Raw genomic sequence first — 26,661 nt, forward strand, 5'->3', positions numbered from 1 at the left:
CGGTGGGAATGCGGACGGCTGGGGGCGACTCCAGCCGTTTCCTTTGCCCCCAAAGCCGCTACGTGGCGCGTGTTTCTGGGTCGAGCGCCATGTGGCACTGTATCCGTGCCGGCTTGCGGGCTCCCCTGGTTACGCAGAGCAGCCCTGAAACCTCACCCCCGGACACCACCATGCGATTTATATGTACCAGCGATCTCCATCTGGGTCGCCGCTCGTCACTGCCAAGCGGCAGTTCGGTGCCCGGTGACCATTCTGCAGTGGCAGCCTGGGATCGTGTTGTAGGAGTCGCCCTGGAGCAGGCCGTTGATCTGGTCATTGTTGCCGGCGATCTCGTCGACCAGGCCAATCGATTTTTCGAAGCCCATGGCCCGCTGCACAGCGGTCTGTCCCGGTTGACTTCGGCCAATATTCCCGTCCTGGCCATCGCCGGAAATCACGATCACCAGACGCTGCCCTCCCTGGCCGAGACCTTTTCCGGGCTCACGTTTGACCTGCTCGGCCGCGAGGGCCGGTGGACGCAACGCCAATACCAGTTTGGGCACCAGGTCCTGGAGGTGGTCGGGTGGTCCTTTCCGGACCGTTTCGTGGAAACCTGTCCCGTGCCGGATCTGCCGCCATCCTTGCCAGGAACCACCCGCCGGGTCGGCATTGTCCACGGGGAAGTCGGCCAATCCAGCAGCCGAAGTGCCCCCTTGCCCACAGCCCGCCTTGAGGCGGCCGAGGTGGATTTCTGGGTTGCCGGGCATTACCACACGCCTGGCTGGCAGCCGCAGACCGGCAGCGCCGCTGGAATTCTGGTCCCCGGCTCGCCTCAGGCCCTGGATCCCGGGGCGGTTGGCGTCCACGGACCGTGGCTCGTCCGCTGGCCCTCTGCGGCGCCGCCAGAAGCCAGCCAGTGTCCGCTTTCCACAATACGCTACGAATATATCGATTGTGACATCACCGGCTTGTCCGCGGATCAAAGCCGGGAGCAGTTGGTGCGCTGCGTGCGCGAGGCCCTGGAGACCGCCTGCGCTGAAGACAGCGGCGGGGTCCTTGAACACCTCGTCTGCCGGGTGAATCTGGTTGGCCGCAGCAATATACAGCGCGAGATCCAGCACACCGTCCAGGCTGCGGCGTCAGATCTGGAAGTCCACGTCGCCGCACGAAGCGCCAGCGTCGGCCGGGTTTTGTCGCAGATTGTCCCGGACCGGGACCTGGAGGAACTCGCCCGCGCCCATGATCCGGTCGGGCATCTGGCCCGCATCCTCCTTGAGCTCGAAACCGGCGAGATCTCCCGAGAGACCCGCGACCTCCTGGGGTCCTGTCGCACTGAACTCGCAGGCGTCCTAAGCGCTCCGGCCTACGCCGGTCTGGACGCCGAGTCCCCGTCCGAAATCTTCTGCCGGGATCACCTGCTCCATGAGGGCCGCCGGCTGCTGGAAACCCTTTTGGACCAGAAGGTCTCTTCAACATGAGTTCCCGTTTACGCCTGACCCGTCTGTCGATCCAGGATTTCCCCGGGCTCACCGGGCCACTCGACCTCTCCCCCCATCTTGGAGCGGAGTTGACACTTGTCTCCGGCTCCAACGCCTCTGGCAAGACCGTCACGGCCAGGGCCATTGCCGCTGCTCTCTGGCCCAAGTCCGCGCTGGCCTCGCAAGCCACGTTGCTGGCCCACTGGGCCAATAGCGAGCAAGAGTGGCGGGTGCGGCTGCGCGGGGGCAGACTCCAGACCCAGTGTAACGGCCGTGACTGCGCTCCCCCGTATTTCGCGCCGGAAACGGTCATGGACCGCTATTTCCTGGACCTGCGCGACCTCCTGACTGCCGATGATGCGGAATTGGCCAGAATCGTTCAGCGGGAATGCTCCGGGGGCTTTGATATCCAGTCCGCCAAAGCAGCATTGGGATATAAATTCGTGCGGCCGCGGCGCAACCACTCCAGCGAGGCCCTGCAACGGGCGCAGCGGGAGGTCCAGACCCTGCGAACCACCTTGGCCGATCTCAAACGCGAAGAAGACCGCTTGCCCGAATTGCGGGCCCAACTCGATCAGCAGGACGAACAGGCCCGGAGTGCCTGGCAATGGCAGCGCGGACTGGCCGCCCGCCAGCGTCAACGCGAGCGGGACCGTTTGGCCCGGGAATTGGCGGCCTATCCCGACGCCGTTGCCAAGTGCACTGGAAACGAAGCCGCCGAACTCGACCGGTTGCGAACCGCTTTACAACAGGAAAAAGAACGTTGTGCCGCGGCAAACGACAAAAAGCGCCGGGCCCTGCAAACCATGGCCGGGACAGGCCTGGGCAGCGAGGGCGTCGCCCAGGGACTCCTCGAGACCGCTAAGGCTGAAGTCGAGACATTGGAGGAGGCGGAACAAGCGCTGCAGGCGGCCCAAACCTCCCTGGCCCGGGCCCGAGCCGAACGTGACGCGGTCGCCAGACATCTCGGCACCGTTGCGGACGACCCCGGCCCGGCTCCTGATGTCGCGGCTGTGCACGAATTGACCCGGCTCGTGAGCGAGGGGCAAGAGCTCGAAGGACGGATCTCGGGGCTGCGAGCCATCCAATCCTGGATGGAAAGCCATGACGACGACGCTTGGGCCCCCACTTCAGAGCAATTGGACGATGCGGTGAAGGCATTGTGGCAATGGTTGGAAGCAGCCCCGGCGGCAAACGGTGGCACGGTCCTGTGGCTGGCCTCGGCAGGATTCATGGTCGGCGCAGGGGCGCTAGCGGCCACCATAGTGCTGCCTGTCCCGGACGGAAGGGGAGTGGTTGCCAGCGTGCTGGCTGCGCTGGGCCTGGGAATCGGGGGGTGGTGTGTTCGTCAGCGGCAGATTGCGGCCCGGAACCGGGCTCGGGCAAAGGCAGTGCTGGATCGAAATACCGCGAGCGCCCCCGCGGCCTGGACTTTGGCTGAAGTTTTTGAGCACCTCCGCCGCCTCGGGGAACAACGGGAGCGGGCCGTGGCCAGACGCCGCCGCTTGGAGCGGTGGAGGGACCTCCAGCACCGGCTTCAGGAATGCGAGGCCCAATGGGCCGCCTTTCAGGACCGGGTCCGGACTTGGACCTGCCACCACGGATTGCAACCATCGGAATCCGTTTCCTTTCTGCGGCATCTCGCCTGGGAATTGCGGGCCTGGTCCGATGCCGATCTCGCTGTCGGACAAGCGCAGGGAGAGGTGGATGACGCCGCTGAGCGGTGCGAGCGAACCCTGAAGGCGGTGCAAGGCCGTTTAGCGGTCTTTATTGCGCCGCCCGACACGCTGCCGGAAGCCAAAGCGGCGCTGAAGGTCCTTCAGCAACGCCAAACACAGTGGCAAGACGCGTCGACCGCCCTGGAACACGCGCAGGAAACACTGGATCTCTCGCGCCAGCGATTGGCGGAAATCCAAAAGGAATATGCGGCCCTGTTCACTGATCGCGCCCTGGAGGCCGGTGACGAACAGGGGCTGCTGCATTGTGTCCAACAGCGGGAGTCCTATCTGGAGCTTTCTCAGAAACTTCACGCCATCCAGACCGCTCTGGAGAGCGACGTCGCCATGCTTCCGGACACGGTCTGGACCTTCGATGACGACTCCCTGCAACGCTTCCAGGAGCAGGCCTTGGCCGCTGAGCGGCAACGTACCGAAACGGCCAATGCGATCGCCGTCCTGGAGGACCGTATTGCCCGAGCCCGGACCAGCCGAGACATGGAAGAGGCCCAACAGCGGGTCTTGACTGCCAAAGACCAACTCCTTCAAGAACGGGACGAAGCGGCTGCGACCACCGCAGGGTACCTGCTCTGCGAGCACCTCCAGCGCCACTGCCGAGACGAACAGGTGCCCGGGGTCATGGGCCAGGCGAACACCCTGTTTGTCCAAATGACCAATGGAGCCTTCCAATTGGCGTTCGACCCTCAGACGCCCGCCTTTCGGGCCCGCCAGAGCGCCAGCGGTCAAGAACTGGAACTCGACCAGCTTTCGGCAGCGACCCGAATCCAACTCCTGCTGGCGGTCCGCCTCGGCTTTGTCCAGACCCAGGAAAACCACGCCCGATTGCCCTTGGTATTGGATGAAACCCTGGCCAATACCGACGCCCTGCGGGCCGAATCGGTCATCCGCTCCCTTCTGGAGATCGGGGGCAGCGACCGGCAAATATTGTATTTCACCGCCCAGGACGAAGAAATCCAGAAATGGCAGACACTGGCCGAAAAGGCCGGAATCAGCTGGGCCCATATCGATCTCGACACCGCCGGCCAGGAGGCGGAAAAGCGCTGCAAACCGCGACTATCTGCGGCACCTTCCCGCCGCCGCCACGTTCCGCCCGCCGGCGATCTGGACCATGCCGCATACGGAGAGCGCCTGGATGTCGCCGGTATCGATCCCCGCCGGGATAGTGCGGAATCCCTGCACATCTGGTATGTGCTGGACGATCCACCACTCGTGCAGCGGATACTTGAGATGGGCGTCACGCGGTGGGGCAGTCTGCAACAGTTGCTCGAGACAAGGGCCTTACGGCTCGTGTCGCCGGACGCTCCGGAAATCCGCCGGGCACGGGCTCTGGCACGGGCCTACGAAGCCGCCTTGCGGGGGTGGCGTATCGGCCGGGGACGGCCGGTGGGACAAGAGACCCTCGAAGCGGCCGGGGTCAAGAATACCTTTCTCGGCGAGGTCAGTGCCATCCTGGACGAAGTCGACGGGAATGCCGCTGCGCTCCTGGCTGCCCTGGAACAGGGCCGGGTCAAACGATTTCGCAAGGAAACCCGTCTGGCCATGCGCGACTACTTCGAGGCCCACGGCTTCCTGGACCAGCGTCTCCCCTTGGATGCCGCGGACCTCCGGGAGCAGGTCATGATTGCAACGGCCGAGGATCTGGAACAGGGGTGTCTGACAGTTGCGGATATTGAGACGGTCTTGAAGCGAACCGGGGGACAAGGCTTCGCCGGGGAAGACTGAAGTCCGGAGCAGGAAAAAACCAGACAACCGGACGAGCCGACGACGCCTTGACCCCTTTGCCTGTCCTGTGCTTTTTGGACCCGGGACGCGTTGTTGCTGTTTTCTGCCAAACCAGAGGAGTCGCTATGCATCTCTATCTCGTTCAGCACGGCCGTCAGCTTTCCAAAGAGATCGATTCCAGCCAGCCCTTGTCCGAGGAGGGGCTCGGCGAAGTGGAAACCATCGCCCAACTGGCCGCGGACAAAGGGGTCTGTGTCCAGCGCATCGAGCACAGTTCGAAAACCAGGGCGCGCGAGACCGCGAGCCGGTTGAACCAATGGCTGCACCCTCCCGAGGGCATGGCCCAGCGCGGAGATATCGGGCCCCTGGACGATGTAGCCCCACTGGCCCAGGAAGTGCGCTCCCGGCCCAACCTCATGCTCGTCGGCCATTTGCCGTTTCTCGACCGGCTGACGACCTATCTCATCCTTGGCAAGACCGCGCCGACCCTGTTCCGGTTCCAAAACGCGGGCATTGTCTGCCTGGACCTGGACGAGGAAAATGGCCAGTGGGGGATTGTCTGGACCCTTATGCCGCACGTGCGTTGAGCCTGGGCTTTCAGCCCAGTGACGGACAGTGCGCGCGCAACGATTTCCTTCGCGACGCAAAGCACCATCCAGGACATGTCTCCAATTCGAGAACCGGGACCACGCACCATGTCGCCGATGCTGGATTGGGGATGCCAGTTCGCACGCCAGCTTGTCTCAGAACGTTTTCAGGATTCGGACCATGAAAAGGAGGCTTCCCGGGAGGGCAGGTACGGGCTGAACTGCTTTTTCGCATGTTCGGGAGAACAGCCGGCGGCTTTGCTCAAGATTTGCCACGACAAATCAGAAACCGGCGCCCGTGGCGGAGAGAAGGGCCGGAATTCCGCGGCAGTCCCTGGACTGAGTTCGCAGGAAACACAGGTCCTTTTGACCCGTTTGAAGGCGCATTGGGCGCATAACTTGGCTTGAGGCGGGGGGGAAAGGCGGGTTTCGTAATCCTCGACAGGCCAATTGGAACAATTCGTACACCAGTGCCAGACATCCGAATGCGCTTTGCGCCGGTATTCGATCATACTTCCCCCTTGCGTTGAACAACCAAGTGGTCAAGTGTGCCCTGCAACGCCAGCGGCCCTGCACGGGCAGGTCTATAAAAAATAATAAAATTAAATTATTATAATTTGCTAAGCCTTGTAGGCAAAAACTGCAAGAGGGTCAAGACGGGGTGTAAAAAAAATCTCGTTCATAGCCATATGTTGTCCCAATTCCCCGCCTTGTCTGCCAAAAAAAATTCGACTACCACCAACACCCGTGTTTCTCATCCTCTATGTCCACCTCGGGAGGCATAATGTCCTACAATCCTTTGAGCCGGTTTCTCCAGGGCAGTCTGGGATTACCGGTCACTTTCTGGGGATGTTGGGTTTTGGCCAACGCCCTGTTTTCATTTCTCAATAGCCAGATTTCCTCCTTCAGGATCCTGATTGGATTCAATACCGCGATCACCGTCTATGCCGTGCTGGCGCTGATAGCTGTCTGGAACGCCGCGAAGCGGTATCAGGGACGGCCGCTCTGGGCCAAACTGGCCCGCATCTTCGTTGTTCTCGGCGGGCTGGGCGTGGCGGCCAAACTCGCCCTGTTGGCGGATATGCTGCTCCATCCCCCTGGCGCGTAACCTGAACCATTTGCCTGGGCCTTTTGGGCCGCTCACCCGTGGCAGGGGAAAATACTTGCCATTGTGACGCAAGCCGAGTAAATTGTAATGTTCTTCTGTACCGTTTACCCCCGCGTCCCCCCGCAGCGCCAGGGCGTCCAACGCCGTACCGCGCCGACATTCACTTTTTCCTTTGGAGATCCAGCCCATGCCTCAGACTGTTCGCAACGACCGGTTGCGCAATATTGCTATTATCGCTCACGTCGACCACGGCAAAACCACCCTCGTCGATGCCATGTTCCGCCAAAGCGGCCTGTTTCGCGACGATCAGGAAACCGACGATCGTCTTATGGACAGTATGGATCTGGAACGCGAACGGGGCATCACCATCGCGGCCAAGAACTGTTCGGTCATGTGGAATGGCGTGCGGATCAACATCATTGACACCCCCGGCCACGCCGATTTCGGCGGGGAAGTGGAACGGGCCCTGTCCATGGCTGACGGCGCCATCCTCCTGGTCGACGCCTCGGAAGGTCCCTTGCCGCAAACCCGGTTCGTGCTCAGCAAAGCGCTGGACGCCAATCTGCCGATCATCGTGGTCATGAACAAAATCGACCGCCACGACGCCCGGCCCGATGAAGTGCTGGACGAGATCTACGACCTGCTTATCGACCTGGGCGCCTCTGAGGAGCAATTGGAATTCCAGTTGCTCTACGCCATCGGCCGCGACGGCGTGGCCTCGCCCAGCCTGGAAGAGCCAGGGACAGATCTGCATTGTCTTTTCGACGCTATTGTGGATCAGATCCCCGGCCCGGCTTATGACCCCGAAGCACCGCTGCAGATGTTGGTCTCGGATCTGGGGTACTCTGATTTTGTCGGTCGACTGGCGGTGGGGAAAATCGCCAACGGCACCGTGCGGATCAAGGACAACCTGGTCTGTGTCGGCGAGGGCGGCGTAGAGACCCCCCTCCGGATTTCCAAACTCCAGGTCTACGAAGGCATGCAATTGCGCGATGTGGAGGCGGTGGAGGCTGGGGACATCGCGGTTATTGCCGGCCTGGACACCATCCGCATCGGCGACACCATCTGTCATCAGGTCGATCCCCAGCCCTTGCCGCGAATCACTGTGGACAAGCCCACTGTAGCCATGAAATTCACAGTCAACGATTCGCCCCTAAGCGGCCGGGAGGGCAAATACGTCCAGTTCAGCCGTATCCGGGAGCGCCTGGAAAAAGAGGTGCTGGCCAACGTGGCCATCGCCTTGGAGGACGCCGAGACCCGCGACACCATCCTGGTCAAGGGACGCGGGGAATTCCAGCTCTCGATCCTCATCGAGACCATGCGCCGCGAAGGATATGAATTCAGCGTCGGGCGGCCGGAGGTCATCTTTGTTTATGAAAACGGGCAACAACTCGAGCCACTGGAACGGCTGCTGGTGGATTGCGAGGAGCAATTCATGGGCGTGGTCACGGAAAAGCTCTCCCTGCGCAAAGGCAAGATGACCAATCTGGTCAACAACGGCCAGGGCCGGGTGCGCATTGAATTCTCCATACCCGCCCGAGGGCTTATCGGTTACCGCGACGAGTTTTTGACCGACACACGTGGCTCGGGACTGCTCCATTCCCGCTTTGACGGCTACGGCCCTTACCGCGGCGCCTTTCCCAGCCGTTACACAGGGTCCATAGTCTCCGATCGGGCCGGCACCGCGGTGCCGTATGCGCTGTTCAACCTCGAACCCCGGGGGCAACTCTTCCTTCAGCCCGGCGAACCGGTCTATGAGGGAATGATTGTCGGCGAGCACAACCGGGGACAGGATATCGACGTTAATCCGTGCAAGGAAAAGAAGCTGACCAATGTCCGGGCCTCGGGCAAGGACGAAAGCGTGACCCTGACACCGGTCAGACCGCTGTCGCTGGAATTGGCCATCAGCTTCATCCGTGAGGATGAACTCCTGGAAGTCACCCCCGAATCCCTGCGCATGCGCAAGACCGAACTCTCGAGCCAGAAACGCCATACCCAGTGGGCGCGACAGCGCAAAAACGACAGCTAGCCTCGCCCTTTTGCCCCAACTGCAAACGCCCCCTGCCGAAGCGGCAGGGGGCGTTTGCAGTTGGGGCTTATTGACACGGTGGGGAACAGGCTAAATCACAAGGCCTGTTTCAAAATCGACATCACATCCTCTTTGGTTGGTTGCTTGGGATTAAAAAGAGTACTTATTTCTTGCAACGCGTCGTCAGCGACACGGTCGAAGTGGTCCTGACGGACCCCGAGTGCCGACAGCGAGGGAATGGCCAAGTCTCGCCGCAACCGGCTGACAAGGTCCACGGCGGCCTGGGCGCTTTCTTTCTGCGATTGTCCGGTCACATCAATGCCTAAGGCGCGGGCGATTCCCCGCATCCGTTCCGGCACGGCCGGGGCGTTATAGGCCATAACATAGGGGAGAACGCAGGCATTGGCCACGCCGTGGGGCAGGCCGCAATGCACACTCAAGGGATGGGCAATGGAATGAACGAGGCCGAGGACCGCCGAATTAAAGGCGAAACCGGCCAGCATACTCCCCAAAAGCATATTTTCCCGTGCTTCCCGGTCCGTGCCGTCTTCGGTGGCGCGTTTGATATACTGGGCGATCAACTCTATAGCCTTCAACGCGTTGATGTCCGTGGGCACCATAGCTCCCTTGGACACATAGGCCTCAATGGCGTGGGTCAACGCGTCCATCCCGGTGGATGCGGTGATATCTGGGGGAAGTCCCACTGTGAGTTCGGGGTCCAGCAAGGCCATATCCGCCCCCACATGAGGACCACCGATGACCATTTTCTTTTTGCGCACCGTGTCAGTGATAATCGTAAACGAGGTCACTTCACTGGCGGTTCCGGCTGTGGTCGGCAGGGCCACCAAGGGCAACGTCGGAGCGTAGACCAATCCCAATCCATCATACTGAGTAATCGGAGCAGGGTTGGTCAGCAAAATATTGATCGCTTTTGCGCAATCGATGGAACTCCCCCCGCCGAGGGCCACCAGACTGTCCACGCCCGCTTGTTTGGCCCAGGCTGCTGTCTCCTCAACAATGGTGTCCGGCGGATTGGCCAGTACACCGTTGTAATCAAACACTTCCAGACCTTGGTCCTCAAGACTTTGCCGCACCCCCTCTGTCAAGCCGGCTGCCTCCACCCCGGCATCATAAATGAACAGGACCTTGCTTCCGCCCATACCTGCTACAACATCGCCTGTACTCGACGCCACGCGGGGACCGAAACGAACCGCACTCGGCATAGCAAACTGAAATTCCATACGCCCTCCAGATAAAGTAACATGCACAACACAAGTCCCTCAAAAGATAGCCTCTACTCCGATTCAGAAAAATTGGGTCCAGCCTGGAGGGACGTGGAGTGTGCGTTTTTTCCAGGCCGTCAACAAAATTCCGGTACCAAGCGAGTTTCCGGATCCCAATGCAAAAACGTTCCGAGGGAAAAAGCGATATGTGGACAACCAAGTCCTCATTGCGCCGAGACCGGATTGCTGTCGGAACCAGCATCCGCGGCGACGAGGAGCGGCCGGGCTCGGAGGAACCGGGCGTTGATGGCCACGATCACCGTGGACAGAGACATGAGAACAGCCCCGGCGGCAGGACTGAGGAAAAAGCCCCACGGAGCCAGAATCCCGGCGGCCAACGGGATGGCAAAAGCGTTATAGCCCGTGGCCCAGAAGAGATTCTGGACCATCTTCCGGTGGGTCGCGCGGGCCAGAGAGACGATCCCGGCCACATCGCGGGGGTCGTTGCGGACCAGAACGATGTCTGCGGTCTCCATCGCTACGTCTGTTCCAGCGCCGATGGCCACGCCCAAATCGGCCTGGGCCAAGGCCGGGGCATCGTTGATCCCGTCGCCGATCATGGCGGTGACCAGACCGCGCTGCTGAACATCTTTGACCGTCTGGGCCTTATATTCCGGCAGCACTTCGGCAAAAACCTCGTCAATGCCGACCTCCGCGGCCACAGCGTCCGCGGTGTCCTGATTGTCTCCAGTCACCATGAGACAGCGGATACCCATTTTTTTGAGCACCGCAACCGCCTCCTTGGACGACGTGCGGATCGTGTCCGAAAGCGCCAACCCTCCAAGGACCTCACCATCAACCAGGACAAAGACCGCGGTCTTGCCCCGATCAAGAATATCGGAAAACGCCCCGGCGTCGTAGGCGATCCCCTGATCATCCAGATAGCCGGGACTGACCACCTGGACCTGCCGGCCTTCAATGCGTGCTGTCGCCCCCTGGCCCTTGATGGCTTCAAACTGCTCAATGTCGGGCACCTCGATATGCTTGTCGCGTAAGGTGGCCAAAACCCCCTGAGCGATGGGATGCTCGGATTGGCTTTCCACGCCGCCGGCCAAACGCAGGACCTCGCGGCGCTCGACCCCTTCGACGGCGTCCACGGCCGTGACCCGGAACGTGCCCTCAGTCAGGGTCCCGGTCTTGTCGAAAAGGACCGCTTGCAATCCCCGGGCCTTTTCAAACGCCCCGCGGTCGCGGATCAAAAAGCCGCGACCGGCCGCCAGGGATGTGGAGACGGCCGCAACAAGCGGAACCGCCAGCCCCAAGGCATGCGGGCAGGTGATGACCATAACCGTGACCGTGCGTTCCAGGGAAAAGAGGAAATCCCGACCAGCCAAACCGAACCAGACGAATAATGTCACCGCCCCGGCGGACAAGGCGATGATGGTCAACCACAAGGCGGCGCGGTCGGCAAGATTCTGGGATTTGGATTTGCTTTCCTGGGCCTGGTGGACGAGGTTGATGACCTGGGAGAGATAGGAATCTTCCCCGGTCTGTTTGACGGTCACGCTCAAAGCTCCGTCACCGTTGACGGCGCCGCCGATGACTTCCTCGCCTTCCTTTTTGGCAACCGGCGTTGCCTCCCCGGTCAACATGGATTCGTCCACCGAGGAAGTCCCGGATTCAATGACACCGTCGGCCGGGATCTTTTCCCCAGGCTTGATTAATATCCTGTCCCCGCTTTGCAATTGCTCGACAGTCACTTCCTCGGTCGTGGAGCCCTCCGTGTATTTATGGGCGGTGCCGGGCAGCAGTTTGGCGAGTTCTTCCAAGGCCGAGGAAGCCGCCATGACCGAGCGCATTTCGATCCAATGTCCCACGAGCATGATGTCGATCAGGGTGGCCACTTCCCAGAAAAAGGTCTTTCCGGGAAACCCCAGGGCCACGGCGGCGCTGTAGACAAAGGCCACGCTGATGGCCAACCCGATAAGGGTCATCATCCCCGGTTCTTTTTTCCGCAATTCTTTGACCAGCCCACCGTAAAACGGTTTGCCCCCGTATACAAAAATTGCTGTGGAAACGGCGAGCAGGACGTACATTTCTCCGGAAAAGCGGAACCAGTTCTCGAGTCCGACCAGGGCCTTGAACATCGGCGACAGGGCCAACACCGGCACGGTCAAAACAAGACTGATCCAAAACCGGTGACGAAAGTCCTGAACCATATGTTCGTGGTGCGACGCGTGGTCGTGGGAATTCGAGGAGTGGTGGTTCTCGTGCTCGCTGGACATAGTTTGCTCCTGGTTCACTGCGGCCTGTGGCCTGAATAGGACGAGATTTGGGGCGCTGGTCGCTCTTTGTTCAAAGACGTCCCAAGAAGACCGAGGCAAAGGGAATTTAGAAGTTGAACACCTTGGCCTCGGCCGCCATATCGATCAGATGGGGGCCGCCATCCAAGAGCATGTTGGGCAGAAAATGGGCTTCGTCCATTTGGCGGTTCTTGGCGCACGGCGTACAGATCCCAATGGGAACCTCATTTTCAACCAGATAGGACAGATAATCGTTCGGACAATCGCCCGTAACTGTCTTTTGGCTGAAATCACGATGCTTGTCGGCCCATTGCACGCCCTCGTCGATAAAAAACATGTTCACCGTATGCCCCTTCTTATGGGCGATGTTCGCGAACTGGCAACACCGGGTCAGGGCCTCATTCTCGTTTTTGGAAAGCACAAACAAAAAGGCGGCCATGTGCGAGTCTCCTTTCCTTGGGGAACTGCATCCCGTTTACTGATTGTCCGAACTGACATTCAGACACAAAAAAACGGGCAGAGCCCCCTGGGGAATCTCAGCCCGTTTGAAACACTCAACTGACCTGGACACCATTTTCTCGCGCCAAGTCGAGAGCCTTGAGCAGGTAAGCGATCTGTCGGCCGAGATTGCGCATATTGTTGATGCCTTCCGTATCACCGACCACTTCGTCCGGTTGGAGTCCGTATCCCAGATTCCAATACGTCGATCCCGGTAAAAACATTTCCGACATCTGGAACGGCTTTAAAATAGAGTCCATGACCCGGACGGCGCCGCCGCGACGGGCAGCAACCACACCAGCCCCGACCTTGCCGCGAAAGAGCCCGCCGTTTTGCAGGGCCACAAAACTGGACCGGTCCAAAAGAGCCTTTGTCTCAGCATTCAGATCAGCAAAATAGGTCGGGGCTCCGACGACAATGCCGTCGGCCTCGATCATTTTTTCCAGGTATTCGTTGCAATTATCTGTCTTGATGCTGCACTGGCGGTCCTGATTTTCGCGGCACTGCATACAGGCAATGCACCCATGCATGTTCTGCCCGCCGAGTTGGATGTACTCGGTGGCGATCCCATTGCCTTCGAGGGTGTCGAGCACGGTGCTAACCAGACGGGCCGTATTGCCTTCCTTACGCGGACTGCCATTGAATCCGATGACTTTCATATCCATCTCCTTTGAGCTGTTTCTCAGTTTGGAAAAATTCCATGCAGGAACGCCTCCCGGAACTGCGCCCCAGCCTGCAACCAGTCCTAAACCAGGGACGGACACCATGCAATTGGCAACCTTGTGGCAGCCACTTTCTTACTGCCTCAAAGTACCTCCGGAGAGGTCCCGCAACGGGTTTCAACACTAAATCACTTGACCTTGCTGTCAAAGGGGCTTTTGTGGACTTGTTCTGCTCCAGGTTTCCAGGCACAACTATGGTTCTGTCAGTAAAGCCGGTGTTTCCGGCCATCTCCCAAAAAGAGCCCGGAGAACCTTTTTGCCCTGCAGAAGGTGCCGCCAGAATCTCTGCAAACGATTCCATTGCACACCCCGGCAACCTCAGGAGGTTTGATCCATGCAACCGACGCCCTTCGATCCGGAATACGACTACCCGCCGCTCCCGTTCACCGAAGCAATCTGCCGCCTTGCTCGTGAATTGAAACGGGCGGGACTTCCCTGGCACGCCCATGTCGGCTGTTTTGTCTGGGATCCGGATCGGGCGCTGCCTGTGGAGTCACCGTTTCCGCATCGGATCTACTTCATCCTCAACTTGGGCCATTTCGTCAAACTCCTCGGCGACGTTGACACCTTGGAACGGTCCTTGGTCTGGCTGCCGACCTGGTATCAGATCCGAACCCTGGCCCAGGAGAGAGGGGTCCCGGTGCCGCAGGAACATTCGAATCCGGAAACCGACCTTCGGGACTTGTACAAGGCGGTGTTAACGCACTTGCAGAGCTGACACCGAACTGCGCCGCACAAAAAAAACGGCCGGATCCATGGAGGAACCGGCCGAGTGGAATTGTGTTTGTAGAAGCTGTTATTGGCCAACGGTGTGGCAGTCACGACAGCCTGTCGGGCCGACCTGCATTTCGGTGTGGCAGCCAACGCAGGAAGCGATATTCTTCCGGTTGTGGTAGGCATTGAACAGACTCATCTTCGGGCTGGCCGCGTCCACCTTGGGCTCGTGGCAGTTGGAGCAGGGCTGGTAGGTCCCGGTCTGTTCATACATATGGTGACAGTCGGTGCAGGCGCCAGTGGTCAGGTGCAATTCGTGGTCAAAATCCACGGGTGAATACAATCCCTGGGCCTTTCCTTTGGCGGCGTCCAAGGTGACCATTTGCGGCGGAACGCCGCTCCCACCGGAGGCCTCTTCCTCAGGAGCCTCAGCTGCGGCGGTTTCGGCAGGGGCTTCAGATTTTGTTGCGGACTCTTCAGCAGCGGTTTCCTGCTCTTCAGCTCCGGCCTGCTCGGTAGCGTCGTCCTCCACCTCTGGTGTCTCCGCCGCTTGCTTTGGTTCCGCCTTTTTTGCTTCAGCAGCCTCGTTTTCGGCAGCTTCGAGCTCTTCAAACGAAACGGATTCCAGTGCTTCGATTGTCATCTCATCTTCAAGCTTATCCATTTCCGAGACGGCAAGGCCTGTGATGGCCGTACCCAGAACAAGCCCAAACACCGCAAGACACCCGAATCCCCAAAACGGTAACAAACGTTTCATAGATCTCCACTCCTCCTTGTGGTCCATGCCGGCCACAGGGTATATCCCTTCCCGAGGCAACCGGGAGGGGGGTATCCGCACCACACAACGCAATGCACCCTCAGGCGGGACAGGACCAGTTCAACCTCGTTTCCCCCTCGGAACTATTGCCTTTCGGCTAGCAGAAAAGCCTGCGGCTTACAAGACGAACTTGCTTGATTTCAGTTGCTTATTTTCGTAAGCCTCACATATTGTGGCCAATTCCTCCCATAGCCGTTCCCGGTTCAAACGTCTGTGCCGTAGCGCCCAACCAGGAGACGATCGCCAATGCCCCTCAAATCATCCACGGATCAAGCCCAGAAACGCGCCTTTGTTCTGCTCACAGCCGGTGTATCCGCCGGATTCCTTTGGCTGGTCAAAGGATTTTGGCAGCCGGTTTTTTGGGGGATCCTTCTGGCCATCGTTTTTCAGCCGCTGTACCGGCAGGTCCTGCGCCTGTGTCACGGTCGCCAGCGCCTGGGATCCGTGATTACAGTGTCCAGTATCGTCCTGGGGGTAGTGCTGCCTCTTTTTGTCCTGGCCCTGGCGGTGATGCAGGAATCCCTGTCCCTGTATCAACAGGTCCTTTCCGGAAAAATCGACATCCAGCAACCGGTGCGCCTTGTCGAACAGTCTCTGCCACAGCTCGTAGACGGCTTGGAACGCATTGGAATCGACTTTGACCGGTTGCGGGAGATTCTCTCCCAAACCGCTCTGCGAGCCAGTCAGTTCCTGGCCAATCACCTCTTTCGCATCGGACAAAGTACGGTCCAGGTTCTGATACAGACACTTATCATGCTCTATTTATTGTATTTTTTCTTCAAGGACGGACAAGGCATTGTCAACGTCCTCGTCCGGACCATCCCTTTGGGCGACAGGCGGGAACGGCTGCTTTTCAACCGCTTTGCCGAGGTGGCTCGAGCCACAATCAAGGGGACCCTGGTCATCGGGATTGTTCAAGGCGGCATCGGCGGTGGGCTGTTCTGGATTCTGGGTCTCCAGGGCGCCTTGCTCTGGGGGGTATTGATGGTCTTGCTGTCTATCCTGCCGGTGGTGGGCTCGGCATTGGTCTGGGGGCCGGCCGGGATCATCCTCATCGCCACCGGGGCCTATCTGAAGGGTGGCATCCTGCTGGCCACCGGTTCGGTGGTCATAGGGCTGGCGGACAACATTCTCAGGCCGGCCCTGGTAGGGCGGGAAACCCGGCTCCCGGACTATCTGATTCTGCTGGCCACCCTGGGTGGACTGGCGGTTTATGGTCTGGCCGGGTTTGTTATTGGACCGGTGGTGGCGGCCCTGTTTTTGACGGTCTGGGAAATGTTCGGGCTCGAATTCGGCAAGGGCGACGTAGCGGCTGAAGAGGAGGGCGAAAAAGGGTTGTCGGATCAAACCGCAAAGTGCTAGTGCCGGAATGCTCCAAACGCTGGAGAGATAAAGACCATTTGATTTTCCGGTATTTCTCGCATAAAGTTTGACTTCCTTACACAATATCGATCCCATTGGGTGACCGAACGTGAGCATGAGCGAATCCACAGATTTCGACATCTGCCTTTTCCGCCAACCGATCCTGAACGTCCGCCTGGATGTCTGGGGATACGCTGTGGACCTGTGCAAAAGCAATGACCTGGAACACGGCGAATGCACGTCAGCCCTTTTGGACCCCGACGCCCTCCAAAACGGTTTACAATTGGCCGAGCATACCGCGCCCACCCCGACCATCAAATGCGTCCACCTGGATCAATCCCTGCTTGAAAACCATGAACGCGTTGAATTCCCCCCGGACACGCTGGTCGCCTTGAGCGAAAAAGCGACGCCGAACGCCGCTGTCCTCGCCCTGTGTGAGGCCATGCAGAACCGGGCATTGCTCGCCGTGGACATCGCCAGCAATACCGAACGATTGCAACCTTTTGTCCGTCTGGCGGACATCGCTATCGTTGATCTGCGCCAATTCTCCGAAGAGGGGCTGCGCCGCAAGGCCGCTCAACTCCACGAATGCAATGTCACGCTTTTAGCCCGCAATGTGGACGGTTACGCCAGTCTCCAGCAGGCCCGTGAACTCGGCTTCGAACTCTTCCAGGGCTTCTTTTTTACCAATTCACGGACGATCAGCCATAAGGATCTCTCCACCAGCCAAGTGGCCAAGCTCCAGCTTTTGGAGCAGTTGGGGCATCCGGACAACCTCGAAGAACTGACTCTGACCATCAAAAACGACGTCTCCACCAGTTACCGGCTGCTCAAGTACCTCAATTCCCCCGGCATGGGGCTCATGAACGAAGTCAAATCGATTCCCCACGCCGTGAAGCTCCTGGGCGAAAAAAAGATCAAGAATTGGATCCGGGCTCTGTTGCTCTCGGAAGTCATCCGGGATGACAAACCTGGGGAACTGATCAACCTCTCGGTCAGCCGGGCGGCCTTCTTGCAATATCTCAGCCAGCAAGCCAAGACCCCGTTGCCCCCGGAATCCATGTATCTGCTGGGGCTGTTTTCCCTGCTGGACGTCATCCTGGACCAGCCCATGAGCCAGGTCCTCAAGTATCTCGCCCTGGACGATTCCATCCGCTCGACGCTGCTGGGGGACAACACCCAGGACAGACAATGGCTTGATCTCGCTATCCGCCTGGAACGCGGCGATTGGACCGCTGTCCAGTTCCATCTCGCCAGCTTGGGGCTGACTGCTGACGAAGTAACCCAGGCCTATACCGCCGCTTTGATTCATACCCACAGTTTCTTTTCCCACAGTTAACAGGCCAGCACGAGCATCGCTGCGTATCCCGCTTCAACATCGCGAAGCACGCCCCTTGTGACGGACCAGGACAGGGGGTCGGCGAGCTGTCTGCCGCCAACGCTTCCTGCGTATCGGCCTGTTCCTGCTCTCACCGAACCTGCCCGCCCCCTTTATCACCACATGGCAGTGCACTGACAAGGATACCGGTCATCCAGCCGTGATCCGAGTCCGCGTTTTCCTCCCGTCTTTGCCCTTCTCTCCTGTCACGAAAATGTCACACAATGACAGCCTGAAAGCCATCTCCATTCTCTAACACCCTGAACGCAAAGAAAGAACTCAAAGCAGGGACGGGAAAAAAGGAGATCTCCATGCTGAAGAAGGTCGGCGTTCAGGCCAAGCTCACACTGGGCTGCATAGCCGTGGTTCTGGTCACTCTCCTGTGCACCAGTGCCATGAATGGCTGGTATTCCAAAAAAGGATATACAAAACAAGGCCATGAACTCCTGCAAGGGGTTTCGCGGACTTTGGTGGAGACCGTTCAGCTCAAACACGATCTGACGGTCAAGGCCCTGGACTCGGAACTCAACGTCTTTGACCTCCAGTTCAACCTGAAAGGCTTCCCGGTTATCAACCCCCTGTTTGAAAGCAAAATTGCCCTCCAAGGGAGGGGCCAAGAAGGGGAGACGGTTGTTTTGCCAGGACTCAAACTCGGCAACGCCTTTCTCAACGAGGACCACACCCTGGTGGACACGGTCCAGAAGACCGTCTCCGACGATGTCAGTGTCCTTTTGCAAAAGGACAAGCGGTTTGTCCGCATCTCAACCACACTGCAGGACAACGCCGAGAAGCGGCGAATCGGCGGCTTCCTGGCCCCGGACCATCCGGCGTCCCAGGCCCTGTCCTCAGGTGAACCATATACCGGCAAAATCCGCATCAACGGCAGGGCCTTCCTTGCGGCCTATCAGCCACTGATGGATTTGCGCGGCGAACAGGTGATCGGCGCCCTGGAGGTCGTGCGGCCCTTGCTCACCCCCCAATTAGGGCAGACTTTGCAACGCCTGAACGTCAATGGAAAAGGGTATTCCCTGGCCGTGGGCCCCTCCGGAAAAATCCTCCTGCATCCCGAGAGCGATCGCCAGGGGCAGCAATGGGACCAGACCGCTTTGGAGCGGAGCTCCCAAAAGAGCCAAAACGTCCACACGTATACCAGACGAGGCGACCAGCGACTGGCGGTCGTCAATTATTTTGCGCCCTGGGAGACGTATCTGGTGACCACCGTGGCACGATCCGCACTGAGTCAGGGCATCAATGAACGTGTACTCGCCGCCGCAGGCTGGAGCGCCGCTCCCTCTTTGGCCTTGGCCCTGATTGTCATCGGTCTGGTCAGCCGCCAGATCATGCGTCCCATCAAGCGCTTGGCCGAGGAATCCGAACGAGTGGCCAGCGGGGAGTCCGATTTCGCTTTTGAGCACGGCGTCAATGACGTCATCGGTCAAACCTCCCGGGCTCTGGACAGCGTTCTGCAGCAACTCAACAACCGCATGGCCTTTGCCCAATCTCTGCTGGACGGTATCTGCATGCCCTATGTGGTGGTTGACCGTGAGAACCGGATTACGGCCGTGAACGGCGCGGCCCTGGAAATTCTGGGCCGCGATGGGGCTCCCGAAGAGTATCACGGATGGCAGGTCGAGGAATTTGTCGACTGGCGGCAGGCGGAGTGGTTCATGACCCGGGAAGTGCTGGAAACGGAAGCATTCACCGAAAGCGAGGTCCAGTTGCGCCATGCCCGGCACGGAAGTTCTGTGGACCTCCGGATTTCGGCCAATCCCATCTACGACGCTGAAAATTCGCTCATCGGGGCCTTTGCCCTGTGGGTGGACATGAGTTCCGAGCGGGCCCAGCAGCGACGGATTACCGAATTGGCTCAAAGCACCCGCGACCAAGCCGAGAGCGGCGATGCAGTCGTCCAACAATCCATTGGCGTCATGCACGAGGTCCACGACCACGCCACCCGGTTACAAAACGACATGGGCGAACTCGAAGAAACGATCAATTCCATCAGCGGGGTGATCCATCTGATCTCCGGGGTAGCCAATCAGACGAACCTCCTGGCTCTGAACGCGGCCGTGGAGGCGGCCAGGGCAGGTGAGGCCGGCCGCGGTTTTGCCGTCGTGGCCCAGGAGGTTCGCAATCTCGCGGTACAAACCCAGCAGGCCACCAAGGATGTCGAGGCCCAGATCTCGGCCATCGAAGCCCAATCCAAGGCCACTGTCCAAGCCACAGCAAAGGCGGCCACAGCCGCGTCCCAGGCCAACGAGCTGGCCTCGCAGGCTGGGGAGGTGATGCAGAAGCTGGTCGCCGCGGTTCAGGAATCGGCCCAGGAAGTCCAATTTTCAATCCCGCAAGGGGAACACAAGGCAGGATATTGGGGCCAAAGTCTCGCTGCCCGGACCAATACATTGGTGCAGTGAAGCAACGCATCTTGGAGAAGAACCAAGCGCTTCTGAAAACGGTTGTATGCCTCCCTGGCTCGTCTGGCGACTCGTTTGTTCCCACCCTCACGCCGGACAGGCCTTTTCTTGAGGACTTGTCATTTGTTGGTTCCTTAGGTATCGCCATGCGCAAAGCCAAAAACGGCACTGCACAGCGTCCCCCTTTTTCACTGCCCTGGACGCCTCCCCCTCAGTTTCCACCTTTCGCCTCAAGCCGGCCAATACGTTGAGTCCAGCACCACGAGAGCACGGCTGGAGAGCCGAGGGAGTCCTGCCGCGTGACGGCGTTACTCTCCAAAGATGCCATCATGCGGGTGCCGTCATGTTGGAAGTCAATAAGGAGCACAGTTTGTGGCAAAACTCACTTTGGTGTGGTTCACCGATCCCGAACGGCCGTTTCGAACACTTTCGCTTGGGCGGGGGATGACCATCTCTCTGGCGATCCTGGCCAGCGCCCTTGTTCTCGCCGCCGCCATCCTGACCTGGACCACTGTCCATTACCGCCAGCAGGCCCGGGAGATGGCCGTTCGATACCAAGAGGCCGAACATCGGCTGGACAATCTCAAATCGACCTCAGCCCAGAGGCTGGCCCAAAAAGATGACCGTATCCAGGGGTTGCAGTTGGAACTCGACCGCTCCCAAGGTCACCTCCAGGACCTGCAGGCCAAATTGAGCGCCTCACACGAGGAGCTGCGGACCATCAAAGAGATGGAGCGCAAAGTCCGCCGCTATCTGGGGCTGGATATCAGCGATGAAAATCTCGCTCAGACCAAAAAGCAGAGTCACCAGGGCGGTTTTGGTCTGCCCCAGGACTGGACAAAGCTTCCCGAAAACGCGGCTGTCACAGCCCCCCCTGCGGTCAAACCGGCTGTGCTTTCCCATTCCGAGACTCTCAAACAGGGACTGGGGGAGGTGCTCCAGGCCCTGAAAGACCGCAACAAAGCTTTGCAGCACCTGCCGTCCATCATGCCTGTTTCCGGGGAAAAAACCTGGATTTCCTGCAGCTATGGGTGGCGCACGAACCCCTTCACGAACAAGCGGGAATTTCACGATGCCATGGACATCGCCGGTCCCTGGAAGACCCCGCTGATTGCTCCGGCCGACGGTACGGTGATCAAAGTCGGCAAAAACTATCTGGTCGGCAATTATCTGCGGATCAGACATTCCAAAGGCATCACCACCAGTTACGGCCACCTCCAGTCCGTGGCGGTCAAGGAAGGGCAAACGGTCCAGCGGCGCGATGTCATCGGCTACATGGGCAATACCGGCCGCAGCACCGGGACACATGTCCACTACAAGGTGGTCAAGGACGACAAGGCCACCAACCCCAGATATTATATTCTCGATCGCCGGACGAATTCCCTTGGGCTGCATTAGCCGGTGGCAAGCCCAGCCCGTATCCCGCACCCCGTTTGTAGCACCCAAGACAGAGCGAGAAAACGGTACCCTTCGCCGGATCCTCCGGTATGTCGCCGGGCTGTCTTCGGAAAATACACAACGGGGTGACAGACAAAGCCGGCCGCAGGAGGCGCGGCCGGGAAAAGGAGTCGTATGTTCAAGAAAAAACACCAACCCGAACAACCGAAGCCCTCAAAAACCCCGACCTTGATCGGTGGCAATACGAATTTTGAAGGCCGGTTCTCCGGCAGCGATGACATCTGCATCGAAGGCCAATTTACCGGAGAGATTGCCAGCGAAGGCAGCGTCTATGTCAATCAGAACGCGACCATTACCGCCAATATCCGGGCCACCCATGTCTACGTTCACGGCCGGGTCCAGGGCAATGTCGCGGCCCGGGAGCAGCTCAACATCGGCGAAAACGGCCGGGTGGACGGCGATGTGGAAACCAAGGCCTTGACGGTCTTGACCGGTGGTCATCTGGAAGGCAGTTGCCGCATGTTCAATGAATCCGCGGAGGACAAGGAGGCTCCCTGTCCTCCAACCCCGGCCTGGGATCTGGCCGCTTCTGTGCCCTCTGAATCCGACGACGAGAATGAGGAAGACACCGGGACATCTGCTGCTGTCTGACCGTTGCGAGTCCATACTGCAAAGAAAAGCGCCATCCGGATGACCGGATGGCGCTTTTCTTTGGCGAACGCTACAGAAGGAAAACAGGCTTAGCAGGCCGGGGTGCAATATTTGCCGGCGCCTGGCCACGCCTGTCAGACGTGTTCGGCTCTGGAACTCCATTCCGCGCTCCGTTTCCGCGATTGCCCCCGGGTCAGGACCACGCCGGTCATGACCGCCACTGCCGCCGGCAGATGGACCAGCCGCAACGGCTCGTGCAGGACAACGGCCCCGCATACGGCCGCGACCAGCGGCACGAGATTCATATACACTGCCGTTCGGGCCGGTCCGACTTTTTTGACGCTCGAACTCCACAACACGTAAGCGATGCCTGTGCCCAGAACCCCGGCACCAAAGACGCCGGTCCACGCGGAAGGGGTGACAGTGGACCAGGAAAATCTGAACAATGCCGGACCGAGCATCAAACACAACAAGGTACTGCCCCACAGGGAGGCCAGAGCAGTGAAATGGACCCGGGAGGCCGATTCGGAGACAAAACGATTGCCCACCGTATAACCGGCCCACATGAGCATGGCCAGGAACATAAGCATATCCCCTTGCAGGTCGGCAATGCCCACAGTAGAAAGGGAGCTTACGGAGACCAGGGCGATACCAGCGAACGAACACGACAGCCCAAGCCAATCCTTCGCCCGCAAGCGCTCCAGTCCCAAAAGAGCGCTCATGCCGCCGACGGCCACTGGTGTGGCCCCAAAGATCAATCCAGCGTTGGCCGCGCTGGTCTGGCTCATGGCCAGGGAAAAAACATACGGGAAACACCCCATGCCCAGACCGCCGAGCAACAGGGCCAGAACATGGTCCCCCCGTGTCAACCTGGAGTGGGGGCGGTGCCGGAGCAGAATCCCGGCGCAGACCGTCAGCGTTCCGGCCGCGGCAAAGGTGCGCATGGCTGCGAAATTGAGCACCGGAAAGCTGGGCAGTCCCAGTTTGGTGAACAGGAATGTCATACCCCAGGACACGACAACGAACAGCAGCAGTCCGTCCTGGCTCACCTCCGGATACATCGGTTTGTTCTTCAACATAGGTCTCCTCCTCTCCTCTGAAATATATCCGGAAGATAGTCCCCAGAGGTGGAGGTGACCAACGCAAAAACGTGATCTCTCTATAAGCAAAGGGCATAGATCTTGCTAGATAAGGATATTGACAGCCAACTCCTGCGCGCGTTTGTGACCGTGGCCGAACTCGGTAGTTTTACCCGGGCCGCGACGAAGCTCTATCGGACCCAATCAGCGGTGAGCATGCAGGTCCGCCGGCTGGAGCAGCAACTCGGCAAGAAACTGCTGGCCCGTTCCAGCCGGCAGGTGACTTTAACCAGCCTGGGGGAAATGGTCCTGCCGTATGCGCGGCGCATCCTGCGCATCCAGGAGGCCATGCTCAACGAAGTCGGACAGGAGCAGATCTCAGGCAAGGTCCGTCTGGGCATGCCCGACGATTACGCGGCGTATTTCCTGCCCCAGGTCCTGTCCCACTTCGGGTTATTGTACCCGAATATCCAAATGGAGATTTTCTGCGAACTCAGCCGGAATCTGGAACCGATGGTCCATTCCGGAGAAATCGACCTGGCCGTGGTCACCCGGCACCCGGAGAACGCCAGCGGACGCTTCGTCCGTCGTGAACAACTCGTCTGGGTCGAAGACGCCCAAGCCTTTGCCCACGAGCAGCAGCCACTGCCCCTGGCCCTCTTTCCCGAAGGATATTGCGCCTTCCGGCTCCAGGCCCTCAAGGCCCTGGAAAACGCGGGCACCCCGTGGCGCATCATTTGCGAAAGCCGCGGTTTGGCCGGGATTCGGGCCACGGTCAGCGCCGGTCTGGCCGTGACCGTCGTGACCCGGAACACCTTGTCGCCGACCATGCGCATCATCGGTCCGGAACAGGGATTGCCGGATCTGCCCGAAATCGAAATCGGGTTGCTCACACCGGGGTGGGGCGAGGACGAGGCAACAGATGTCCTGGCCTCGCACATTCTCGAAAGTCTGCGCCACGAAGGGAATGGCACGGCCACCCCAGAGGTCGAACCGCTCTCCAACGAACCCAGCGCCCCGCGGGGTATGTAGAAAGCGGCTGCTCAGGAGGCCGGGAATTGAGGGTCAAAGGCCCCTCACACGTCTCGCATTGTCAAAGCAAACAGGGAGGCAATGGAGATGACCAAAGAAAACATGCGTGCGGACCAGGGCGAAGGGGAGGGAGAACAACAAGCGCGCCCGTTTCGAGATAACACTCAAAAATGGTAGCGGATGCCTGTGGTCAGAGCATTGCTGCCGCCTTCATCCCCGAAGACCCCATAGGCAGTGGAACGGTGGTGGAGGCGAAACAGGACAGACCACGGGGACTGAGGCAGGGCAAGGGTCGTCTCCAGGTGCCAGTACAGTAGCAGGTGTCGCGAGGAGGGATTGATCTCCTCTTCGGCTTTGGGGCGTTGGGTCGTGACTGAGGGGCCGGCCCCGAAACCAACACGTTGCCGTAATGTCTCATTCCAGGGGAAACGGTGCCAATTCAAGGTCAGCACCGGCAAATTGAACTCCCAATGCTCCTGAATCCCGAAATGTTTGGCCACATTGGCCTCCACCCCGATCGACCAGGGATCGCTGCTTTCTCCCCACAGACTGCGCTGGACTGCTGCGACAATCAGCTGCGACTCCACGAAATCAGCCTGCCCGCCAATCGACTTGCGCCAATCCTCATCCGTCAGCGCCCCGCCGTACAAGCTCAGGGCATAGCTGGAATCCGCGCTTTCAGGCCCGGGCGTTGCTTCGCTTCGACCCAGGCACGGGGAGACCAGAACCACGACCAGGGACAAAAGGCCAATGACCAGTGCGTGCCGCATAGGTATTCTCGTTATGGTTTGCGCGTTACGCAGCCTCTGGATTCCATTTGTGGGGCCCGTTTTTCCTTTTCGCTTCCATATTTTTGTATCTAGAAAGGACCCTTTCAGGTGTCAATCCAAGCCGGTGTCCCCTGGATCCTCATCCAAGGGAAACAGCTGTAAAAAAAACGGCAGGGCCGAACCCTGCCGTTTTGCACCACCCGTTGTTTTTTTGCAAAATCAATATGTTGAGCCAGAGGATGAACCGGAGTTGGAGTTGGCCACAATCGGCTCGATCACGACTTCCACTCTGCGGTTTGCTGCCGGATCCGAGGACACGGGCTGGGTCTCGCCGTACCCGACAGTGGAAACCCGGCGGGGATCAACGCCCTGCTGGACCAGGACATCCTTGACCGCTTGAGCCCGTCGCCGAGAAAGATCCATATTGTACTCTTCCGAACCGCTGGCGTCGGTATGGCCTTCAACGCGGATACGGGTCTGGGGATACCGGTTGAACACCGAGGCAGCCCGATTGAGTTCACTCACACCGCCGGGTTTGACCCTGGCAGAGTCGAAATCAAACAGGACATTGCTGTCAAAGGTCGCCCGCAGGATATCCTGTTCCCGGCGCACGCTGGCGGCGCGTTCCTGGGCCAGGGCGTTGCGCAATTCCTGTTCCTGGCGGTCCATATAGGCGCCGACCCGGTTCCCGGCAATCCCGCCGAGCACGGCGCCGATACCGGCTCCGATCAAGGTCCCTTTGGTGTCCTTGCCGATCGCTTGCCCCAGAATAGCTCCGACCCCGGCACCGGCAGCAGTGCCGATGGCCGTACCGCGTTGCTGTTGATTCGGTGCAGTAGCGCAACCGGCCAGGACCAAGGCCAAAGCCAGAACACAAACAATGCTGAAACTCGTTCGCCGCATGGAAAAACTCCTCTTGTTTCGAGGCCATGAGTTTTACATCACGCTAAGAGGCCGAATTCCTCAAGCGTTCTTTATTGATAGCCTTCCGAGACAGAGAAATCAAGCTCGTGACGCAGGTGGTCCAGTCCGAGCCGTTCAATGAAGCGGGCCGTGCGCTCCTTTTTCCTCGCTTGCTCGGCGTAGACACGCAGACAGGCCTGGACACAGGCAACAGCCTGCTCATCGGACAAATCCGTGGCCACCGGGTCCCCAAAACGCGGTTTCCAGGCAGCATTGCCTCCGAAAAGCACAGTCCAACCCTTTTTCCGACCCACAAGGCCGATATCACGGACATGGCTCTCGCCACAGGAGAACGGACACCCTGAAACCCCGATCTTGACCTTGGCCGGCAATGCCATAGGGCCAACGAGCGCTTCCAGGCGGGCCCCGAGCCCCATCGAGTCCTGAACTCCGTACATGCAGGTTTCCACCCCGGGACAGGCCTGGACGTAATGGACGCAGATGGTGCCCAATTCACCCAATTCCTCCTGCACGGCCGGAAAATCTTCGGCCCGCAACCCGATGAGGATCAAGCGCTGACCCGAGGTCATTTTCACAGTCTGCACATTGAAACGGCGCGCCACTCGAGCCACTGCCTCCAGGATTTCCGGGGTCAGGACTCCCAGTGGGGTGCGCGGTTTGATGGCATAAGTGGTTTTGTCACGCTGAAGAATAGCCCCTTGAGGCACGTTACTCATAGTCTCAATCCTGTTGGTTAC

Annotated in this window: 21 protein-coding genes; 12 read left to right on the forward strand and 9 right to left on the reverse strand. The window is 59.4% G+C overall.

Annotated elements, in window-relative coordinates; all coding sequences use genetic code 11:
* Positions 1-170: 170 nt before the first annotated feature.
* The 5 genes from DRET_RS06270 (at position 171) to typA (ending at position 8,639) form a co-directional block, all read left to right on the forward strand.
* Positions 171-1,457, forward strand: a complete 1,287-nt coding sequence (locus DRET_RS06270) for a metallophosphoesterase family protein (RefSeq protein ID WP_167317792.1) — start codon at positions 171-173, stop codon at positions 1,455-1,457.
* On the forward strand, positions 1,454-4,915 hold the full coding sequence (locus tag DRET_RS06275; protein WP_015751691.1) for an ATP-binding protein: 3,462 nt from the start codon (positions 1,454-1,456) through the stop codon (positions 4,913-4,915). Before DRET_RS06270 ends, DRET_RS06275 begins: the two co-directional genes overlap by 4 nt.
* A 125-nt stretch (positions 4,916-5,040) precedes the next feature.
* Positions 5,041-5,502, forward strand: a complete 462-nt coding sequence (sixA, locus tag DRET_RS06280; RefSeq protein WP_015751692.1) for a phosphohistidine phosphatase SixA — start codon at positions 5,041-5,043, stop codon at positions 5,500-5,502.
* A gap of 784 nt (positions 5,503-6,286) precedes the next feature.
* On the forward strand, positions 6,287-6,610 hold the full coding sequence (locus DRET_RS06290; protein WP_015751694.1) for a hypothetical protein: 324 nt from the start codon (positions 6,287-6,289) through the stop codon (positions 6,608-6,610).
* A 187-nt stretch (positions 6,611-6,797) separates the two neighbouring features.
* A complete protein-coding gene (gene typA, locus DRET_RS06295; protein ID WP_015751695.1) occupies positions 6,798-8,639 on the forward strand; it encodes a translational GTPase TypA in 1,842 nt (613 codons plus the stop codon).
* A gap of 95 nt (positions 8,640-8,734) precedes the next feature.
* Here typA and DRET_RS06300 read toward each other — a convergent pair whose 3' ends face one another.
* From DRET_RS06300 to DRET_RS06315, 4 genes are all read right to left on the reverse strand, one after another.
* Positions 8,735-9,880, reverse strand: a complete 1,146-nt coding sequence (locus DRET_RS06300) for an iron-containing alcohol dehydrogenase (RefSeq protein ID WP_015751696.1) — start codon at positions 9,878-9,880, stop codon at positions 8,735-8,737.
* 206 nt (positions 9,881-10,086) lie between these two features.
* Entirely contained in the window at positions 10,087-12,147 is a 2,061-nt protein-coding gene (locus tag DRET_RS06305; protein WP_015751697.1) for a copper-translocating P-type ATPase, read from the reverse strand.
* A 106-nt stretch (positions 12,148-12,253) separates the two neighbouring features.
* Complete coding sequence (locus tag DRET_RS06310) at positions 12,254-12,604, reverse strand: DsrE family protein (protein ID WP_015751698.1); 351 nt, start codon at positions 12,602-12,604, stop codon at positions 12,254-12,256.
* A gap of 115 nt (positions 12,605-12,719) precedes the next feature.
* Positions 12,720-13,322 (reverse strand): flavodoxin family protein, encoded by a 603-nt coding sequence (locus DRET_RS06315; RefSeq protein WP_015751699.1) that lies wholly within the window; start codon positions 13,320-13,322, stop codon positions 12,720-12,722.
* A 397-nt stretch (positions 13,323-13,719) separates the two neighbouring features.
* Between DRET_RS06315 and DRET_RS12960 the strand changes: the two genes are divergently transcribed.
* Positions 13,720-14,103, forward strand: coding sequence for a hypothetical protein (locus DRET_RS12960; RefSeq protein WP_015751700.1), 384 nt, complete (start codon positions 13,720-13,722; stop codon positions 14,101-14,103).
* A gap of 78 nt (positions 14,104-14,181) precedes the next feature.
* Here the strand turns inward: DRET_RS12960 and DRET_RS12965 are convergent, their stop codons facing one another.
* Complete coding sequence (locus DRET_RS12965; protein ID WP_015751701.1) at positions 14,182-14,856, reverse strand: cytochrome c3 family protein; 675 nt, start codon at positions 14,854-14,856, stop codon at positions 14,182-14,184.
* 306 nt (positions 14,857-15,162) lie between these two features.
* Between DRET_RS12965 and DRET_RS06335 the strand changes: the two genes are divergently transcribed.
* The 5 genes from DRET_RS06335 to DRET_RS06355 all read left to right on the forward strand — a co-directional run bounded on the left by DRET_RS06335 (position 15,163) and on the right by DRET_RS06355 (position 22,119).
* Complete coding sequence (locus tag DRET_RS06335; RefSeq protein ID WP_015751702.1) at positions 15,163-16,278, forward strand: AI-2E family transporter; 1,116 nt, start codon at positions 15,163-15,165, stop codon at positions 16,276-16,278.
* Between the two features lie 115 nt (positions 16,279-16,393).
* A complete protein-coding gene (locus DRET_RS06340) occupies positions 16,394-17,617 on the forward strand; it encodes an EAL and HDOD domain-containing protein (RefSeq protein WP_015751703.1) in 1,224 nt (407 codons plus the stop codon).
* 350 nt (positions 17,618-17,967) lie between these two features.
* Positions 17,968-20,070, forward strand: coding sequence for a methyl-accepting chemotaxis protein (locus tag DRET_RS06345; protein ID WP_015751704.1), 2,103 nt, complete (start codon positions 17,968-17,970; stop codon positions 20,068-20,070).
* A 372-nt stretch (positions 20,071-20,442) separates the two neighbouring features.
* Positions 20,443-21,468 carry a M23 family metallopeptidase gene (locus tag DRET_RS12970; RefSeq protein WP_015751705.1) on the forward strand — a complete coding sequence of 342 codons (1,026 nt, stop codon included), beginning with the start codon at positions 20,443-20,445 and terminating at the stop codon, positions 21,466-21,468.
* Positions 21,469-21,642: 174 nt separating this feature from the next.
* Positions 21,643-22,119 (forward strand): bactofilin family protein, encoded by a 477-nt coding sequence (locus DRET_RS06355; protein WP_015751706.1) that lies wholly within the window; start codon positions 21,643-21,645, stop codon positions 22,117-22,119.
* A 134-nt stretch (positions 22,120-22,253) separates the two neighbouring features.
* On the opposite strand, the gene DRET_RS06360 is transcribed toward DRET_RS06355, so the two are convergent.
* Complete coding sequence (locus DRET_RS06360; RefSeq protein WP_015751707.1) at positions 22,254-23,198, reverse strand: DMT family transporter; 945 nt, start codon at positions 23,196-23,198, stop codon at positions 22,254-22,256.
* A gap of 102 nt (positions 23,199-23,300) precedes the next feature.
* On the opposite strand from DRET_RS06360, the gene DRET_RS06365 reads away from it, so the two are divergent.
* Positions 23,301-24,230, forward strand: coding sequence for a LysR substrate-binding domain-containing protein (locus tag DRET_RS06365; RefSeq protein WP_015751708.1), 930 nt, complete (start codon positions 23,301-23,303; stop codon positions 24,228-24,230).
* A gap of 164 nt (positions 24,231-24,394) precedes the next feature.
* On the opposite strand, the gene DRET_RS06370 is transcribed toward DRET_RS06365, so the two are convergent.
* The 3 genes from DRET_RS06370 to DRET_RS06380 form a co-directional block, all read right to left on the reverse strand.
* Positions 24,395-25,000: a hypothetical protein gene (locus DRET_RS06370; RefSeq protein WP_015751709.1), complete on the reverse strand. Its 606-nt coding sequence runs from the start codon at positions 24,998-25,000 to the stop codon at positions 24,395-24,397.
* A 219-nt stretch (positions 25,001-25,219) separates the two neighbouring features.
* Positions 25,220-25,903: a YiaD family glycine zipper/OmpA-like lipoprotein gene (locus DRET_RS06375; RefSeq protein WP_015751710.1), complete on the reverse strand. Its 684-nt coding sequence runs from the start codon at positions 25,901-25,903 to the stop codon at positions 25,220-25,222.
* A gap of 71 nt (positions 25,904-25,974) precedes the next feature.
* Positions 25,975-26,640, reverse strand: a complete 666-nt coding sequence (locus tag DRET_RS06380; RefSeq protein ID WP_015751711.1) for a nitrite/sulfite reductase domain-containing protein — start codon at positions 26,638-26,640, stop codon at positions 25,975-25,977.
* Between the last annotated feature and the right edge of the window lie 21 nt (positions 26,641-26,661).

The sequence above is a fragment of the Desulfohalobium retbaense DSM 5692 genome (genome assembly GCF_000024325.1).
Taxonomy (GTDB): Bacteria; Desulfobacterota; Desulfovibrionia; order Desulfovibrionales; family Desulfohalobiaceae; genus Desulfohalobium; species Desulfohalobium retbaense.

Coding starts and splice junctions, on each gene's coding strand:
- DRET_RS06305 (WP_015751697.1), bottom strand. CDS start 12,147: ATGTCCAGCGAGCACGAGAACCACCACTCCTCGAATTCCCACGACCAC.
- typA (WP_015751695.1), top strand. CDS start 6,798: ATGCCTCAGACTGTTCGCAACGACCGGTTGCGCAATATTGCTATTATC.
- DRET_RS06300 (WP_015751696.1), bottom strand. CDS start 9,880: ATGGAATTTCAGTTTGCTATGCCGAGTGCGGTTCGTTTCGGTCCCCGC.
- DRET_RS06340 (WP_015751703.1), top strand. CDS start 16,394: ATGAGCGAATCCACAGATTTCGACATCTGCCTTTTCCGCCAACCGATC.
- DRET_RS06370 (WP_015751709.1), bottom strand. CDS start 25,000: ATGCGGCACGCACTGGTCATTGGCCTTTTGTCCCTGGTCGTGGTTCTG.
- DRET_RS12965 (WP_015751701.1), bottom strand. CDS start 14,856: ATGAAACGTTTGTTACCGTTTTGGGGATTCGGGTGTCTTGCGGTGTTT.
- DRET_RS06270 (WP_167317792.1), top strand. CDS start 171: ATGCGATTTATATGTACCAGCGATCTCCATCTGGGTCGCCGCTCGTCA.
- DRET_RS06355 (WP_015751706.1), top strand. CDS start 21,643: ATGTTCAAGAAAAAACACCAACCCGAACAACCGAAGCCCTCAAAAACC.
- DRET_RS06275 (WP_015751691.1), top strand. CDS start 1,454: ATGAGTTCCCGTTTACGCCTGACCCGTCTGTCGATCCAGGATTTCCCC.
- DRET_RS06335 (WP_015751702.1), top strand. CDS start 15,163: ATGCCCCTCAAATCATCCACGGATCAAGCCCAGAAACGCGCCTTTGTT.
- DRET_RS06345 (WP_015751704.1), top strand. CDS start 17,968: ATGCTGAAGAAGGTCGGCGTTCAGGCCAAGCTCACACTGGGCTGCATA.
- sixA (WP_015751692.1), top strand. CDS start 5,041: ATGCATCTCTATCTCGTTCAGCACGGCCGTCAGCTTTCCAAAGAGATC.
- DRET_RS06290 (WP_015751694.1), top strand. CDS start 6,287: ATGTCCTACAATCCTTTGAGCCGGTTTCTCCAGGGCAGTCTGGGATTA.
- DRET_RS06310 (WP_015751698.1), bottom strand. CDS start 12,604: ATGGCCGCCTTTTTGTTTGTGCTTTCCAAAAACGAGAATGAGGCCCTG.
- DRET_RS12960 (WP_015751700.1), top strand. CDS start 13,720: ATGCAACCGACGCCCTTCGATCCGGAATACGACTACCCGCCGCTCCCG.
- DRET_RS06360 (WP_015751707.1), bottom strand. CDS start 23,198: ATGTTGAAGAACAAACCGATGTATCCGGAGGTGAGCCAGGACGGACTG.
- DRET_RS06315 (WP_015751699.1), bottom strand. CDS start 13,322: ATGAAAGTCATCGGATTCAATGGCAGTCCGCGTAAGGAAGGCAATACG.
- DRET_RS06375 (WP_015751710.1), bottom strand. CDS start 25,903: ATGCGGCGAACGAGTTTCAGCATTGTTTGTGTTCTGGCTTTGGCCTTG.
- DRET_RS06380 (WP_015751711.1), bottom strand. CDS start 26,640: ATGAGTAACGTGCCTCAAGGGGCTATTCTTCAGCGTGACAAAACCACT.